Annotated in this window: 11 protein-coding genes; 3 read left to right on the forward strand and 8 right to left on the reverse strand. The window is 63.8% G+C overall.

Annotated features, from left to right (window positions below):
* The first annotated feature begins 152 nt into the window (after nucleotides 1-152).
* Both HUK72_RS14530 and HUK72_RS14535 read left to right on the forward strand, forming a co-directional pair.
* Complete coding sequence (locus HUK72_RS14530; protein ID WP_176597358.1) at nucleotides 153-2,021, forward strand: terminase large subunit domain-containing protein; 1,869 nt, start codon at nucleotides 153-155, stop codon at nucleotides 2,019-2,021.
* Nucleotides 2,018-3,061, forward strand: coding sequence for a phage portal protein (locus HUK72_RS14535; RefSeq protein ID WP_176597359.1), 1,044 nt, complete (start codon nucleotides 2,018-2,020; stop codon nucleotides 3,059-3,061). The genes HUK72_RS14530 and HUK72_RS14535 overlap by 4 nt, the downstream gene beginning before the upstream one ends.
* A 341-nt stretch (nucleotides 3,062-3,402) precedes the next feature.
* On the opposite strand, the gene HUK72_RS14540 is transcribed toward HUK72_RS14535, so the two are convergent.
* The 8 genes from HUK72_RS14540 to araD1 all read right to left on the reverse strand — a co-directional run bounded on the left by HUK72_RS14540 (nucleotide 3,403) and on the right by araD1 (nucleotide 16,128).
* A complete protein-coding gene (locus HUK72_RS14540; protein WP_218035981.1) occupies nucleotides 3,403-3,789 on the reverse strand; it encodes a hypothetical protein in 387 nt (128 codons plus the stop codon).
* Between the two features lie 921 nt (nucleotides 3,790-4,710).
* Entirely contained in the window at nucleotides 4,711-6,729 is a 2,019-nt protein-coding gene (locus tag HUK72_RS14545) for a discoidin domain-containing protein (RefSeq protein ID WP_176597361.1), read from the reverse strand.
* Nucleotides 6,730-6,847: 118 nt separating this feature from the next.
* The gene (locus tag HUK72_RS14550) at nucleotides 6,848-9,685 is read right to left on the reverse strand and encodes a TonB-dependent receptor (protein WP_176597362.1); all 2,838 of its coding nucleotides are present in this window, start codon (nucleotides 9,683-9,685) and stop codon (nucleotides 6,848-6,850) included.
* A 244-nt stretch (nucleotides 9,686-9,929) separates the two neighbouring features.
* Nucleotides 9,930-11,354 (reverse strand): glycoside hydrolase family 43 protein, encoded by a 1,425-nt coding sequence (locus HUK72_RS14555; protein WP_176597363.1) that lies wholly within the window; start codon nucleotides 11,352-11,354, stop codon nucleotides 9,930-9,932.
* Between the two features lie 98 nt (nucleotides 11,355-11,452).
* Nucleotides 11,453-12,466: an arabinan endo-1,5-alpha-L-arabinosidase gene (locus HUK72_RS14560; RefSeq protein ID WP_176597364.1), complete on the reverse strand. Its 1,014-nt coding sequence runs from the start codon at nucleotides 12,464-12,466 to the stop codon at nucleotides 11,453-11,455.
* 159 nt (nucleotides 12,467-12,625) lie between these two features.
* Nucleotides 12,626-14,188, reverse strand: coding sequence for an alpha-N-arabinofuranosidase (locus HUK72_RS14565; RefSeq protein ID WP_176597365.1), 1,563 nt, complete (start codon nucleotides 14,186-14,188; stop codon nucleotides 12,626-12,628).
* Between the two features lie 16 nt (nucleotides 14,189-14,204).
* Nucleotides 14,205-15,131, reverse strand: coding sequence for a Gfo/Idh/MocA family protein (locus HUK72_RS14570; protein WP_176597366.1), 927 nt, complete (start codon nucleotides 15,129-15,131; stop codon nucleotides 14,205-14,207).
* A gap of 4 nt (nucleotides 15,132-15,135) precedes the next feature.
* Entirely contained in the window at nucleotides 15,136-16,128 is a 993-nt protein-coding gene (araD1, locus tag HUK72_RS14575) for an AraD1 family protein (protein WP_176597367.1), read from the reverse strand.
* A gap of 247 nt (nucleotides 16,129-16,375) precedes the next feature.
* Here araD1 and HUK72_RS14580 point away from each other — a divergent pair, with 247 nt between their 5' ends.
* Nucleotides 16,376-17,140, forward strand: coding sequence for a FadR/GntR family transcriptional regulator (locus tag HUK72_RS14580; RefSeq protein ID WP_176597368.1), 765 nt, complete (start codon nucleotides 16,376-16,378; stop codon nucleotides 17,138-17,140).
* Nucleotides 17,141-17,366: the final 226 nt, after the last annotated feature.

Here is a 17,366-nt window from a genome sequence, read left to right on the forward strand (position 1 = left end):
TTCCTTGCTTGCGTGGCGGCGCGCTGGTGCGTTTGACCGGTGCAGAAAGGGCGTTCCGAGGCCTGATCCTCAAGACTGAGCATTTGTAGAGGCCGCCTCTACAAATGGACGGGCATGATCAGTGGGTTAGCGGCGCGGCATGGTCCGCCGCGATGAGCGATCAGAAACCTTCTGGGCAATCCCCCCAGCCCGGCGCGCCGTCTGCCTTCTGGCAGTTCGATCCGCGCCGGCATGCGCGCAGCCTGTATTGGAAGGGCTGGGGCGTGACGCAGATCGCGGACGAATTCGCGCTGCACGGCATCGTCAACGACAAGGGCGGGCCGATCCCGCGCGCGACGATCGAGGCGTGGAAGCAACGCGACCGTTGGGATGATGCGCCGTCGATCCGCAAGATAGAGGACTGCCTCGAAATCCGGCTGATGACGCTGATTTCGAAGGAGAAGAAGACCCCCGGCGACTTGGTCGAAATGGACGCGCTGACCAGGCAGGTCGAAGCGCTCGCCCGCGTCCGCCGCTATGAGGCCCCCGGCGGCCATGCCGGCGATCTGAACGACAAGGTCGGCAACCGGAACGCGGGACCGCGCAAGAAGCCGAAGAAGAACCATTTCACCGCCGACCAGGCGGCCGAACTGAAGCGCATCTTCCTCGACGGCCTGTATGATTATCAGCATCGCTGGTGGCAGGCGAAGGATCAGCGCACCCGCATGATCCTGAAGTCGCGCCAGATCGGCGCGACCTATTATTTCGCGTTCGAAGCCCTGATCGATGCGATCGAGACGGGCCGGAACCAGATTTTCCTATCGGCGTCGAAGGCGCAGGCGCACCAGTTCCGGTCCTATATCGTCAGCTTCGCGAAGCTGGTCGGCGTCGCGCTGACCGGCGACCCGATGCTGATCACGTCGGACCTGCGCCCGGCGGAGGAAGCGGCGGCCGAACTGCACTTCCTGGGGACCAATTTCCGCACCGCCCAGGGCCGGCACGGCAATTTCTATTTTGACGAATTCTTCTGGGTCCATTCGTTCGAGGAATTGAACAAGGTCGCTTCGGGCATGGCGACCCATAAGAAGTGGCGGAAGACCTACTTTTCCACGCCATCGACCGTCGCGCATCCGGCCTATCCCTATTGGACCGGCGACCGTCGCAACCGGCGCCGCAAAAAGTCCGAGCAGATCAAGATTGACGTTAGCCATGCCGCGCTCGCGCTGGGCAGCGTCGGGCCGGATCGCATCTGGCGGAACATCGTCAATATCCGCGACGCGGAAACGGGCGGGTGCGACCTTTTCGATATTGAGGAGCTGGAAGACGAATATGCGCCCGACGAATTCGCCAACCTGTTCATGTGCGACTTCGTGGACGACAGCCAGTCCGCGTTCAAATTCAACGATCTGATCCGCTGCGGCTGCGATAGCCTGGTCGACTGGACCGACTTCAATCAGGAAAGCGCGCGCCCCTTCGGCAACCGGCCTGTCTGGGCCGGCTATGATCCGCAGGAGAGCGAGGACGGCGACAATGCCGCCCTGGTCATCGCAGCGCCGCCGGCGACCGAAGGCGGGTCATTCCGCATCCTTGAACGCCACCAGCTGCGCGGCCTCGATTTCGAGCAGCAGGCCGATTTCATCAAGGCGATGCTGAAGCGCTACAACTGCACCTATCTGGGCATCGACGCGCGAGGCGTGGGCGCCGGCGTCTATCAGATCATGGCGAAGCCGGACGCGCTGCCTGGTGGCGTCGTCGCCAAGATCGAATATTCGCTGGAACTGAAACAGCACATGATCATGAAGGCGCAGAATGTCGTGCGCCGTGGCCGCATCGCGTTCGATGCCGGCATGCTCGACATCGTGTCGGCCTTCGTCTCGATCAAGAAGACCCTGACGACCAGCGGGCGCAACATCACCTTCAAGGCAGGGCGCGGCGGCGATGACGGCCATGCCGATCTGGCCTGGGCGACCATGCACATCCTCATGAACGAACCGCTGGACGGCAAGGAAATGCCGACAGCCAGATTGGAGCTATTCGAATGAGCAAGCGCGCGCGCCGCATGAACCGCCGGGAAATGGCCGAGGCGTCGAAGGGCGCGATCGTCGCGACCAATGACAATAGCCCGACGATCGAGGCCTTCTCCTTTGGGGAGCCGGAGCCGGTCAACCGGGCGACCCTGCTCGATCTGCTGGAATGCTGGCACAATGGCCGCTGGTATGAGCCGCCGATTTCCATGGACGGGCTGTCGCGGACGCTGCGCGCGTCGCCGCATCACAGCAGCGCGATCATGTTGAAAAAGAACATGCTGGCGGCCAGCTTCATTCCCACGCCGTTTCTGTCGCGTCGCGATTTCCGCGCCCTGGCGCAAGACTATCTGGTTCTGGGCAACGGCTATGTGCAGGAAATCCCGAACAGGCTTGGGCGCACGATGCGCCTCGACCATTGCCTGGCGAAATATACGCGGCGCGGTGTCGAGCAAGGCCGTTTCTATTGGGTGCCGGGGCATCAGCCGGAAAGCGAGTTCGCGCCGGGGACCGTGCATCAGCTGATGGCCGAAGACGTCAACCAGGAACTCTATGGGGTGCCGGAATATGTGCCGGCCATCCAATCGGCTTTGCTGAACGAGAACGCCACCCTGTTCCGGCGTCGCTATTACGAGAACGGAAGCCACGCGGGCTATATCCTCTATCTGATGGGGCAATTTGCCGATGGCGACGTGGGCGCCATGCGCAAGGCGTTGGAGCGGTCGAAGGGACCGGGCAATTTCCGCAATCTGCTGCTGCATGCGCCCGCCGGCAAGGAAAACGGCGTCAAGCTGCTGCCGATCGCGGAGGCTGGCGCGAAGGACGAGTTTCTGGGGATCAAGAACACGACGCGCGACGACATCCTGGCGGCGCATCGGGTGCCGCCCCAGCTGCTGGGCATCGTGCCGGCGAACGCCGGCGGCTTCGGTGACGTGACGAAGGCGACCGATGCCTTCTTTGAACTGGAAATCCAGCCGTTGCAGTCGGTCTTCCTCGAATTGAACGAGATGATCGGCGTCGAGGCGGTGCGCTTCGCGGAGCGGGGCAAGGCGGCCTGACCGGCCAGCCTTTTTGCTATCCGCGAAAGCGGTTCACGGCGCGCTTCCATTCCCGTTCGTCGGGGAGAGGAAGGCAAATGCGGGGCGGCTCATCGCAGGTTCCAATCCATGACGGGCGCACCTTCCGCCCAGATCGTTGCGAACATGATCGGCAGTAGAACATTCGGCGCGCGTCGCGGAAATCGTCGGACCAGCCCTTGCGTTGGAATTTCCACCAGAGCCCGTGGCCGTCGAACAGGCCGATATTCCCGCATCGGCAAGTGACCTTCACGGTGCGATGCCATGCCGCCGCCTCGAATATGCAGGTGGCGACCTTCAGTCCGTCTTGGTAGCGGGCCACATCACCACGGCAATTCCGAAGCCAGTTCGAGCAGTTCGTCGAAATGGCGGTCATCGAAACACACGCCGCTGTCGCCCAGCGGCACGTCGTCCTCTGTCGGCTCGATCAGCCTCACGCGCGCAACGGCTTCAAGATGCGCATCATATTCATGATCGGGGATGCCGGGGCCGTCTGCGAAATCCATGAACAGGCCGCATCGACGGTTGATCATCGCGACGGCCGACGCCTGCGGCTTGATCCCTTCGGCGTCGGCAAAGGCTTCGATCGCCCCTTCGCGCCCATAGACGATAAGCGCCCGCTTCAGCTGGTCGCCGGTGATGTCCAGGGAATTGAACTGATCCAGGCAGGATTTTGCGAAAGGCAGTATCGCGGTTGCGCTCATGTCCATGTCCTCGCTTTCGAAATTGAATAGAACAAATAGAGAACATTGATCGAGTCGGTCAAACGAAAATCGGGGAGCGGCGCGGGGCGGGCGGCGCAATAATCTTGCGCGTCCTGCCAGGCAGGATCGGCTCTGCGCCAGCGCCAGCGGAGGGGAGAGGCCACGCGGGGCCGGCACGCGGCGGCCTGGACGGGGTCGAGGGGGGTGGCACCCCTGAAAACGCGCTTTTCCCCCCACCTCGCCCGCGCACTTTTCATGTCCCTTTTGATGCAGTCGGCCACTTCCCTTCCCGGCGGCCTAGATGCTGGGCGGGATTGGTGTCGAAGGGGGCGGTCGAAAGATGCGATTTGATGCAGCTGGACGACCATTTGGCGGCGGCGATGGGATCGGGAAATTTTCGCGTCCAGGGCATGCGCCACAGAGGGAGGGGGCGGGAAAGCGCAACATCCATAACCCGCGCCCATCCGTTCAAATTAAGATACTGAAATCATGTAATTTTATTGATTGCCTCTAAGGTGCAATCGGACGCCACCTTGGCGAGCGAAAAACGCAACACCCGCAGAAAACCTAGCTTTTTCAGATACTAAATGTTGCAGTTTCAAAATGTAATCTGGTTGCATAGAGGTTGCGTCAAAAGTTGCGCTAAAAATGGCGGATTTCCGTCGATGTTGCGGATGTTGCGTTTTTTCCGATACCTGCCACATAATAGGAGGAAGGGCGGGCTATATCCCTAGCCCCATGGCTCCGCCGTATCGACAGCGAAGCGATAGAAGAAAAAATCTTCTATGGTAGATCATATGGTATCAACCGACCCGAACGGCTCATGACATTCGCGAAATCAATCGCTTAGAACGAATGTGTGAAGTCCTCCCTCTCCGCCATCTAGCCCGGTCTTTCCCATCGGTCCGGCCAGCGCCGTGACTAATCCTAAAACAGCTTTAATTCGACCAGCCGGATGGCCTTGCCCCTGGGCTGGTTCATGAGCAGGCGGACCTTGCCGGTGCGGATGGCGGGCCAGCGCAGGGGCGTGACGCCATTGGCGAGCGGCGATCCCTTGGGCGTCGCGACATCCTTCCACGTCCCGTCGACCATCGCCTGCAACCGATAGCTGCGCGGGACGGCAAAGCCCTTGTCGTCCGCGTAGAAGGCCAGTTCGGCGCGGCTGAGGTCGACGGGCTTGCCGAAGTCGATCGCATACCATTGCTCAGCCGGGGAGGGCGCGGACGACCAGCCATTGGGCAGTTCGGGGAAGAACCAGAGGCGGCCGTCAATCGCGTCGTGGACATTTTCCGGGTCCGTGTTGCTGGACGCGGAGCCTTTCGGAAACTGGCCGCGGACCAGTTGGACGGCGCGGTCGATGGGGCGGGCGATAGCGGAACTGGGGGCGCGTTCGACCCGCGCCGTCAGGCGGCCCAGCGTGGCGCGGCGGGCGGCTTCCCGGCCGTCAACCTCGATCGAGAGGCCCTTGCCCCGGCCATAGCGGCTGCCGTCCGCGTCCCAGGTCACGGCGATGCGGTGGCCGTGATAGGGCACGTCCTGCACCCGGAACCAGGCCAGCGCGTGCGGATCGCCCGCGTCGGGAAGCAGCGGGTTCACTTCCAGCACATCGTCGGCGCGGGGGCGGATGCCGACCAGCCCGGTCAGGATCAGGTCGTTATAGCCCGAATGGAAATAATGGTGGCTGCGGTCGAGGCCGACGATCGGCTGGCCGGTTTCGGGGTGATAATCTTCCTCCAGGTCGAGCTTTTCACCCTGATAGTGAAGCGCCGCATATTGGCGCAGCAGGCGCATATAGTCGCTGCGGGTGACGGGGCCGGGGCTGCGATAATGGTCGAGCAGGTTCGCCAGCCCGAGCAGCACCTGCGTCGTCTGATAGGGCCAGACGGGGCCGTTCCACTGGCATTCGGGGTCTTTGCCGAGATAGCGGTACTGCCGCATATAATATTCGTAATCGGCTTCGACCGTGCGCATCCCCGCCTTGCCGGAGAGCGAGGCGGGATCGAGCAGATGGCGCCACGCCTGCGCATAGCGCGCTTCGTCGGGAACGAGGTCGAACATCCACGGCAGATAGCCGACCAGTTCGCGGTTACGGATTGGGTCCCAATAACTGACGAACGGGTTCTTTCGACTCTGGTGGCGGTCGATGAAATGGGTGAGCTTTTCGCTCCAGAGGTCGGTCAGGACGTGGCTGCGGATCGCTTCGGCATGGGCGGCGAATTGCTGCGCGATGGCCCTGTCGCCGGCCATCTCCGCCAGCCGGGCAAGCGCTCGGGCATTGGCGAACATATAGCTGTTGATCGAGGGGCGGAACGCATCGCCGCCGCGAAAGCCGTCCTTGCCGCCCGAGGCGTCGATGGAGGAGACGGTATATTCGGTGGCGTCGAGCAGCGGCTCGACGAAATAGAGGCCCTTGTCGAAGTCGAACTTGTCGTCCCACAAGCGGTAGATGTGGCGCATCACGGGCAAATGACGCAGCGCCGCTTCGCGATCGCCGTCGACCAGATAGCGGCCCCAGACGCTGTCGGCCATATAATCGGTGAAATGGCGGTCATTGCCACCGCCCGCATACATGAAGCGCAGATAGTCGTCGGCGTAGCGCCGGTCGTTCAGCCAACGCCCCTCGGCCAGATGAAAGCCGGTGGCGTCGTTCAGGCTGGCATAGGGATGCCGCTGCCAGTCGACATCGTCCAGGAATTCGGTGGTGATGTAACCCTCTTCGCCTAGGTCGCGCTGGTGGGCGCGGAAGAGGGACCAGCGATAATAATAGACCGCGTCGATCCTGGGGTCGGCGGATTCGAAGAAGGGGATGCGCCGCTCATACCAGGGCGCGTCATTGCCGAAGCGCTGGACGGCGATGCGGTGATTGTCCATCGCGGCAGGGGGCGGGGCCGCTCCGGTCGCGATCAGCGCCGCGCCTGCCAGCAGGGCCTTCACCAAAGCGCGCATCTTTCCACTCCCCTATCGTCACAAACGGAATGGCGGCCGGTCCGGGGATGGAGAGGGTCCCGGATCGGCCGCCATGGAAATGGGATGCGGTGAGGAGGCACCGCATCCCATTGGGCACTCACTTGAACGTATAGCGGACACCCAGCGCGAAGGTGCGCGCCAGCAGGGTGGTGCCGAGGTTGAACTGATCAGGACCGCCGACATCCTCGAACTTGTAATAGGTCTGCTGCTTCGACTTGGTCAGGTTCACCGCGTCGAAGGTCACGCCCAGACGGTCGTTGACGTTCCAGGTGAGCTGAAGGTCCAGGCTCTTTTCCGGGTTGCGCCACACGCCGATCGGGTTGGCGAACAGGCGGGCTTCGTTGTTCGCCAGGAATTCCTTGCGCCAGATATAGGACAGGCGCGCGCCGATCGGGCCGTTATCATAGGCGAGCGTGGCGTTGTAGCTGAGGTCCGACACGCCGAAGAAGGACGAGGTGGATTCGCCGGTGACGACGCCCGCCGAGTTGGTTTCCGGAATATTCTGCTTGGAATCCAGCACGGTGACGCTGCCCACGAAGCCCAGGCCATTGAGCGGGCCGGGCAGGTAGCTGGGGAAATAGGTCAGGCCCAGTTCCAGCCCCTTGAGCACGCCGTTCGACGCGTTGACCGGACGGGTGATGGCGAAATTCTTCGTCGCGCCGGCAACGATGCCGTTGTTCGGAATATATTCCTGAACCGTCAGCGGCACGACCAGACCCTGAATCTCGCGGCGGAAGCCGGTCAGCGTGATGGCGCTGTTGCGTTCGAAATACCATTCCAGCGCCACGTCGAAATTCTTCGAATGGGTGGGTTTGAGCGTCGCCGTGCCCGCCGTGCCGCTGCCATAGCCGACATTGGTGAGGTCGCCTGTCAGATTGTAATTGGGGTTGATGTCGCTGAAATTCGGGCGGCGCAGCGTTTCGCCATAATTGAAGCGCAGGCGCAGATTGTCGAAAATCTCATAGCGCGCGGTAAAGCTGGGCAGGAAGCGGTCCGACCCCGACGACACGCGGGTCTGTGCGCCGCCATTGTAACGGTCGAAGAAGTTATAATCGGTGTCGACCGTCACATAGCGCACGCCAGCCTGCAATTTCAGCGGACGGCCGAAGATCGACACCTCGCCATCGGCCTGCAGATACATGGCGATGGTGCTTTCATCGATATCGAACGTCTTTTGCAGCGCAAGCTGGTCGGATGTCTTCAGGCCATAGAGGCCGCGGACGGTGTCGGCATTGTCATACAGCCAATAGCCATTGGCCAGGGTCCAGCTCGACGGCACATCGGCGCGGCCCTGATAGAAGTCGGAATTGGTGAAGGCGGCGCCTTCGCCCAGCCCGGCCAGCGTGGTCCGGACCAGCGGGCCACCGGCATCCTGGGAACGCACGGCGGTCGACGCCTTGCGCTGGTCGATGCGGATGCCCGCCTTGATCTGGCGCAGAAAGCCTTCGTCCCACTTGTAATAGCCGTCGAGCGTGCCGGTGATGGCGCTGCCCTTGTCGCGATTGGCATTGTCGTAAAGCTGGGCGACGTTCCAGACGCCGGGATCGGCCAGCAGGCTGTCGTCGTCGAAATGATAGGAAGGGATGCCGCCGCCTGCGTTGAAATCGACGTCGATCGAGTTCGCGACGCGATCCGTCCGCATGGCGAGGAAGGAAGTCTTCACCTTGCTGGTCTGATAGGCGATGTCACCGATGATCTTGCCGCGATCGCCCAGATCCCATTTGCCGTTCAGCGCATAGACGAAGCTGTCGGTGCTGGTCTTGGTGAAGTCGCCGCTGTTGAAGCCGTAAACGCTGTTCGCGGTGCGCGCCTTGACGATGTTGGTGCCGTCATAGAGCGTGGGCGCCTGCGGGTTCGCCCAATAGTCGACGAAGCTGAATTGCAGGCTGTTGAATGTCTCGCCCCGGAAGCCCGCATAGAAGACCTCGGCGGTGTAAACCGAGCTGCTGTTGGGCGCCCATTGCAGCGCGACGTTGAAGGAGGGGCGCTCGCGCTTGCCGTAGAGGTCGGAGCTGAACGCGGCATCGCGCGACAGATAATAGGGCGTTTCGACGCCGTTGACGTCCATCGTGGCGCCGGCTGCCGTCGAAAGGCCGCTGTTGAGGCCGGGATCCCACGCGCCCAGCGCCGGTGCCCGCCCGAATTCGCCGGTGATCGGATCGCGGCCGACCGGGAAGATACGCTGGAAAGGCGTCAGACCCGCTCCGGCGGGCGGCGTCATCGTCGCGAACGGGACGAAGGCGCCCGCCGTCACAGTCTGGTCGCGATATTTGGTGCGGCTGTAGCTGCCGTTTACCAAAATGCCAATGTCGCCAATGCCGGTTTCCCAGCGGTCGCTGACCAGCAGCGCGACGTTCGGATTATAGCTGTCGGCCTGCTCATTGTAGATGCCGCGGGCAAGGCCGGAAATGGCGAAGCCGTTAAAGTCGAACGGACGGCGGGTTTCGACATCGACCTGCCCCGCAAGGCCGGTTTCGATCTGGTCGGCGGAGCGGGTCTTGAACACGTCGACGCGCTTGACGAGGTTGGCCGACACGTCCTGCAACTGGAAGGACTGACCGGCGGCGGTGAAGATGTTGCGGCCGTTAAGGGTGGTCAGCGCGTCGGGCAGGCCACGGATCGAGATGGCCGCCGCCTCGCCGCCGGTGCGGTTGGTGACCTGGATGCCGGTGACTCGTTGGAGCGCTTCGACCACATTATTGTCCGGCAGTTTGCCAACATCTTCCGCGACGATCGAATCGACGATCTGGGTCGATTCCTTGCGCACGTTGAGCGCGCCGACGATCGAGGCGCGGACGCCGGTGACGACGATGTCATTGGTTTCGTCCTGCTGCGGCGCGGCCTGCGGTGCGGCCTCAGGCTGGGCGTGGGCGGCGCCCGCCAGCATGAGGGCGAGCAGGGATGCAGACGTGAAAGCGGCTGGCTTCATGGCCATGGTTGATCCTCCCCTTGGAGATTTGGGTGCGTTGGGCACCGGAATTACTCAGACTAATTATTTCTCGGAGTAATAGAAGGCAAGAGGGAATCTGCGTCGCCGCCCAACAAAAATTTCCAGCTTGTGACAAATTTGCCTCGTCCCAGAAAATGCGAGTTTCCTGCGGCATCAATGGGGCAATGAAAAAGCCGCCCCCGCACTGGGAAGGTGGCTTTATCCCTTTATTTGTCGGACTTGGGTAGCGTCAGTCAGCGATCCACCGCGCCGTGGCGTCGCGGCTGGGCGCGAGCAGGATCCGATCCTTCGCCAAGGCGAGCGCCTTGCCTGTGACCGCGATCGACACGAAACGCACCGTTCCCGACCGCTCGTCGGTGAATCGGACGAACTGGCTGCGCATCGCAAAGTCGGCGCTGCGGTCGTCGCGGGCGAGGGTGACGGAGCCGTCCTTGCCCGCGACCAGATAATGGTCGGGCAGCAATATGGGGGAGAGCATCGCGCTCTGCGGCCCGGCGCGGCCTGCGGTCTGGCGGAACTGGGTGGCGGGCAGCGACGGGTTGCCCGCGATCAGGCGGGTGCCCTCATGGGCCAGCAGCGCCCTGGGATCGACGGCCGATGCGAAGCGCTCGGGCGGCGGGCCGTTGCCGACGGGCACGCCGAAATCGGGCGTGCCGTCAGCCTTGTAATAAAGGCGCTGGATGCGGGTGTGGCGGTCGGGGTTGAACAGCGGGTCGCCCTTGATCGCCTCATAATCCCGGCCGTGATAGACGAGGATGTCGCGGCCCTTTTCGTCCACGGTGAAGCTGTTGTGGCCGGGGCCATAGACGCTGGTCTCCTTGCAGGTGGTGAAGACCGGCTGCGGCGACTTCACCCAGACATTGGGGTCCATGATGTCGGCATCGTCCGGCGCGGTCAGCAGGCCCAGGCAATAGCGCGCGTCGGTGGCGCTGGCCGAATAGGTCATGAACAGGCGGCCGTTGCGGTGGAGCAGGGCGGGGGCTTCGGCCACCTTGTAGCCGCGTATTTCCCAATCGAGGGTCGGGATGGTGAGGCGGGTGGCTTTGCTTGCCAGTTTCAGCGGCGATGCCAGCGGAGCGATGTAGAGGTTGCTGTTGGTCTCGATCCCCGGCTCGCGCTGCGCCCAGGCGAAATAGCGCTTGCCGCGATGGACGAAGCTGGTGGAATCGAGGTTGAAGCTGTCCCACGGCGCCTGGAACTGGCCGAGCAGTTTCCATTGGCCGGTCATCGGATCGGGGCCGTCGCAGACCACGGCATAGGTGCGGATGCGGAACACATCCTCGCCGCCGCCGCTGGGACCGGCGGCGAAGTACATGATCCAGCGCCCGTCGATCTGGTGCAATTCGGGCGCCCAGAGGAAGCCGGACATGGGGCCGGTCTTTTCGTGGCGCCAGAGGACGCGTTCCTCCGCGGTCGACAGGCCCGCGAGCGTCTTCGAGCGGCGCAGCACCAGCCGGTCATATTCGGGGACCGAGCCGGTCATGTAGTAAAAGCCGTCCTCATGGCGGAAGACCTGCGCGTCGGCGCGCTGCTTCACCAGCGGGTTGACCGGGACCGGGGCGGGCTGCGCGGGGGCAGCGGCGCGCGCGATCATCGGCGCGGCGGAGAGGGCTGCGGCGCCTGAGAGGAATAGGCGGCGGTCAATTGGGGTCATTCAAGATGCTCCTGCGTGGGTCGCCCTTACCCTTCCCACTGCCTGCGGCAGCGGGAAGGGAGGCGCGTAGCGCCGGAAGGGTGAGGGTGAATGGTTGCTCAATATTCGGCTATCGGCCAGCCGTCCGCGCCCCAGCGGACCGGCGCGATCCGCAGGGTGGGCGCGCCGTTCGCCTGCTTGTCATAGGCGTGATAGACGACATAATCTTTCCCATCCCGGTCATGCAGCCAGCCCGCATGGCCCGGCCCGCGCCAGCGCTGCTGCTCCTGAAGGTCGGCGCGCAGGAAGATGGTGCCGCCGCCCTGCATCATCGCACTGCCGTCCTTGCCCAGATAGGGGCCGGTGATCGCCTTCGACCGGCCGATGACGGTGTAGTAAGTGCTGTTCACGCCCTTGCAGCAATAGTCATAGGACGCCATCAGCCAGTAAGTGCCGCCATGATCGACGATGAAGGGCGCCTCGACCGGAACCGGACCGCCAGCCGGGGCGGGGCGGCGGGCGATGGAGATCGGCTTTTCATCGGGCTTCAGCGGCTTTCCGGTCTTCCTGTCCAGCTCGAACAGCTTGATCCCGGTCCAGAAGCTGCCCAGCGTCAGCCAGTGGCGGCCTTCGCGGTCGATCACGAAATTGGGGTCGATGGCGTTATAATCGTCCGCCTTGGTCGACATCACCACCAGCCCCTCGTCGCGCCAGCCGTAATTCTTCGCCTTGGGATCGAGCGTCGGACTGGTCGCCAGCCCGATGGCCGAGCGGTTGGAGCCGAAGGTCGAAACCGAATAATAAAGCCGGTAGCGGCCGTCCACGAAGCTGATGTCGGGCGCCCACATGCCGTCGCTGCCGGGGATCGCCTTGCTCGCCCAGGCCGGGAGGGCGGTGAAGACGGGATCGCCCGCGGTCCAGTGGATCAGATCCTTCGACGTGCGGGTTTCGATCAGGCGCTGGCCGTGGCCGGTGCTGAAGACATGATAGCTGTCGCCTTCGCGGATGAGGACGGGGTCATGGGTCGGCGTCAGGTCGCCGGTCAGGCGGCTGTTTAGTGTCTCAGCCCCGGCGATGCTCGCGCAGGCAAGGAGGGCGAGGCTCGCCATTTTCAACATATTTGACAGCGCCATGCGGACTCTCTTCGACAGCGGTTCTGGGCGTCATGTGCTCCTGCGAAGGCAGGAGCCCAGTTCTGCCGTTTCAACTGGGTTCCTGCCTTCGCAGGAACACGGCATAGCTAAAAAGGATGGAGCGGACGGCGATTCCACCCTCCGCCCGCTCCAAGGGCTTCATTGCAGGTCGAGCACGACCACCGACTTGGGCGGCAGCGCCACCGTCAGCGTGCCGCCGCTCACCTGCGCGCCGGTGAAGGGAGCGGGTTTCACCACCTCCGGCGCGTCGAAGCTGTTGTGCGCATTGATCGCCGGAGCCGTCAGGATGCGGCCCGACACGCTCGCCGCGTTCAACCCGTCCAGCTTCACCGTGACCATGTTCGTCTGGTTCGGATCGAGGTTCGACAGCCCGACATGGACCTTGCCGTCTTTCGCCCGGACCGCCGATCCGCTGACGGCGGGCATGACGAACTTGTCCTTGTGATACCAGGGCGCATCGATGTCGATCGGCAGCACCGTGGCGTCCTGCCAGGGCTTGTACATTTCGAAGACATGATAGGTGGGGGTGAGCACCATCTTCTTGCCTTCGGCCAGGATCATCGCCTGCAACACATTCACCATCTGCGCGATGGCGGTCATGCGCACGCGGTCGGCATGTTTGGCGAAGATGTCCAGATGGATCGAGGCGATCAGCGCATCGCGCAGCGTGTTCTGCTGCCGCAGGAAGCCCGGATGCGTGCCGGGGTCCTGCGCATACCAGGCGCCCCATTCGTCGACCGCCAGGAAGATGCGCTTCTTGGGATCATATTTGTCCATGATCGCGCTGTGCTTCGTGATCAGCTCGTCCATGCGCATCGCGCCCGCCAGCGCATCGGCCCAGCCGGTCTCGTCGAAATCGACCGCAGGCGCACGCGGCGGCCAGCCGCCCGCCGGGTGGACATAATAATGCAGCGACAGGCCGTCGAGCCGGTCTGCCGCCACCCGCATCATCGTCTCGGTCCAATTATAATCGTCGACATTGGCCCCGGCCGCGACCTTCAATATCTTCGTGCCTGCGGGCGCCTTGACGAAGGTGGCGTAGCGGCGCGTCTCGTCCGCCGCGAATTCCGGCCGCATATTGCCGCCGCAGCCCCACAGTTCATTGCCCACGCCGAAATAGGGGACGGCCCAAGGCTCCTTATGCCCATTCTTGGCGCGCAGATCGGCAAGGCTGCCCGCCGGAGCGGTCATATATTCGACCCACTCGGCCATTTCCTGTGGCGTGCCGTTGCCGACATTGCCCGCAATATAGGCCTGCGCGCCGACCTGCCGCAGCAGCTCGAAAAATTCATGAGTGCCGACGCTGTTCGGCTCGGTCACGCCGCCCCAATGGGTGTTGACCTTGGTGGGGCGATCCTTCTTCGGGCCGATCCCCTCGCGCCAATGATATTCGTCGGCAAAGCAGCCGCCTGGCCAGCGGATGATCGGCACCGACAGGTTGCGCAGCGCCGCCACCACATCGTTGCGGAAGCCGTTGGTGTTGGGGATCGACCGGTCGTTGCCGACCCACAGGCCGCCATAAATGCCGTTGCCCAGATGCTCGGCAAATTGGGTGAAGATCGCCTTGTCATAGGTCGCGCCGGGCTTGTCGGCATGGATGGTCGCGCTCGTCGGCTTGCCGTCGGTCTGCGCGTGCGCGGCGGTGAGCGCGGTGGCGCAGAGCAGAAGCGCGGCAGTGGTGCGGCGCAGGGCCTTGATCATTCTTCTCTCCCTGAACTTAATCGTAAAATGCTTCGGTCGTTTTGCGCCTGCCGCGCAGGAAGGCGTCAGCGACCAGCCGCAAGGGCGCGGTGTCCACATCGCTGCGCCCGCCCCGGATCAGCGTGGCGAAGCGGCTGTAGAGGCCGGCATATTCAATATCCTCGCCATGCTCCGTGCCGCTGGGCAGGTGCAGCACGGCGCCGCCCTGGCTGAGCTTGAGCGTGCCCGCGTCCGTCTCGACGATGATGTCCCAGCTTTGCGGGCCGGTCTGGCGCCAGTCGAGGTCCATATGGATCGCCGCGCCGCCCGTGTCGCGGAAGGCGATGTCGGCGGCGATCGGCGCAGCGCGGTTCTCCGGCAGCACCAGAGTGGCGTCCTTCAGGAAGAAGGGACGCGGCAGAATATGGGTGACGATGGAGAGCGCGTTGATCCCAGGATCGAACACGCCAAGCCCGCCCGGTTCCCAGATCCACGCCTGCCCCGGATGCCAGACGCGCACATCCTCGCGCCAGACGATGGACACTTTTTCGACCCGCCGCTCGGCCAGCCAGGCGCGGGCCGGGGCGACGCCCGCCGCAAAGCGCGAGTGCCAGGCCGCGAACAGGCTGACGCCGACCTTGCCCGCCTGCGCTTCGAGCGCCGCGACTTCGGCCAAAGTGGCGCCGGGCGGCTTTTCCAGGAACAGGTGGATGCCCCGCGCCAAGGCCTGCGAGGCCAGTTCGTACCGCACCTGCGGCGGTGTGCAGAGCGCGATGGCGTCGACCGCCGGTCCCTCCGCCAGCAAGGCGTCGAGGCTGGCGAGATGCGGCACGCCCTCCAGCCCCGCATCCTGCGGGCTGACCGTCGCGGCGAGGCTGAAGGCGCTGTTGCCCCGGATCGCGGGGACATGCTGGTCCCGCGCGATCTTGCCGATGCCGACGATAGCGATGCGGATTGGGTCCATCGCCTTAGAGGACTTGGACGGTCACTTCGACCGGCGCGGCGCGCTTCAGTGGATTGCGCACCGGCAGGGTGAAGGGTGCGGCGAGGATTTCGAACACATCGCCTTCCTGGGTCTGCACGCCGTCCGTGAAAGAAAGCGTCGCGGTGCCGAAGAAATGGACATGCACGTCGCCGGGGCGGCGGAACAGATCATATTTGAAATGATGATGTTCCAGATTGCTGAGGCTGTGCGACATATTGCCCTCGCCCGAGAGGAAGGGCTTTTCCCAGATCGTCTCGCCATTGCGCAGGATGCGGCTGCTGCCCTCGATATGCTCCGGCGCGGGGCCGACCAGCAATTCCGGGCCGAGCGCCGCCTGACGCAGCTTGGAGTGGGCGAGCCAGAGATAATTGTGCCGCTCCGTCACATGGTCGCTGAACTCGTTGGCGAGCGCCAGGCCGAGGCGATAGGGCTGGCCATTGGGGCCGATGATGTAGATGCCCGCGATTTCCGGCTCCTCGCCGCCATCCTGGGCGAAGGCGGGCATGGTCAGCGGATCGGTCGGGCCGACAAGCTGCGACCCGTCGCCTTTGTAGAACCATTCGGGCTGCTGGCCGACGGCGCCGGGGACGGGCTTGCCGCCTTCCAGCCCCTCCAGGAACATGCGCATGCTGTCGGTCTTGGTCTCGGCGGCGGCGGCTTCGCGGTGCATCTTGTCGCGGCCTTCGGCGGAACCGAGATGGGTGAGGCCCGTGCCGGTCAGTTGCACATGGGCGGCGTCCGTATGGTCGATCGGCGCGAGCAGGCGGCCAGCCTCAAACTCGGCGGCGATGTCGACGGCGTCGCCCCTGGCGGTGGCGGCGACGGTCTCAGCCAGCGAAATGTCCTTGGAGATGGCGTCCAGCGCAAGGGCGCGGATGGTCTCTACCCCGATAAGGAAATGCGCCGCATCGCCCTCTGCCGCGATGACGGAGCGGGCACCGCTGTCGGCACGGTGCTGCAACAGGCGCAAAGTCATGAAAAATCTCCTCCCGCGCGCCTCTGTCGGCGCTGGCCAAATTTCATCAAATGGTTCAATTGTCAGTCATTTCGCGCGCACCAGAGTGTCGCGCAGCCTATCGTCAGCCTTATGGGTCGAAAGACGGGGCTTTATCCGTCCTGTGAATCTCCTTATTACTCCGACATATTACAGGATGCCGGGGAAGGCAATGATTGTGTTTCACCTTAGCCGATCGACTGCTAAGGAGGGAGCCGGAGGAGCATGAATGGCTGACGAAAAGCGGCTCTTGAAGGGAGCTGACGGGGGTGAAGCGGGCGCGGCCAAGGAAGCGCGGGGCCCCGGCAGGCGGCTGCATGGCGCCATTGCGCACAAGCTGGGAACGGCGATCTTGTCCGGCCAATATGCGCCGGGCGACGTGCTGTCGGGCGAAGTCGCCTTTGCCGAGGAACTGGAAGTGTCGCGCAGCGCCTATCGCGAGGCGATCCAGGTGCTGACCGCCAAGGGGCTGGTCGAAAGCCGGCCCAAGGCGGGGACGCGGGTCTTGCCGCGCAACCGCTGGAACTTGCTCGATCCCGAGGTGTTGGCCTGGGCCTTTGCCGGGGAGCCGGACGTGCAGTTTGTGCGCGATCTGTTCGAACTGCGCGCCATTGTCGAGCCGGCGGCGGCACGGCTGGCGGCGCAGCGGCGGACCAAGGACGACATCAGGCTGATGAAGGACGCGCTCGCTGCGATGCGCCGCCACACGCTGGCGACCGAGGCGGGGCGGGCGGCGGACCGCGATTTCCACAATGCGATCCTGAACGCGACGCGCAACGACGCGCTGCAGACGCTGTCGGCCAGCATCGGCGCGGCGGTCAACTGGACCACCCAGTTCAAGCAGCGGGCGCGCGCCCTGCCGCGCAACCCGATCCCGGATCATGTGCGCGTGTTCGACGCGATTGCCGCAGGCGATGCAGCGGCGGCGGCCGAGGCGATGGGCGTGCTGGTGGACCTGGCGCTGGAGGATACGGCAAGCGCGATGACGCGCTGATCCAAATTCTCCCTACGTGAAGCGTGGGGAGGGTCGAAGAGAGTCACGTGCCTCTCTTCGACGCCGCTGAAAGCGGTGGTGGAGGGGAAAACGCACAGGTCGCGCCCATTCCTCTCCACCACTCGCTTTGCGAGCGGTCCCCCTCCCCATCTCTCGATGGGGAGGATAAAAAGGGCCGAAGCGGACATCCCGCTCCGGCCTTTTCCGGTTTCGAGGTTTGCGACCC

The organism is Sphingobium sp. 15-1 (assembly GCF_013375535.1).
In the GTDB taxonomy this organism is placed as follows: Bacteria; Pseudomonadota; Alphaproteobacteria; order Sphingomonadales; family Sphingomonadaceae; genus Sphingobium; species Sphingobium aromaticivastans.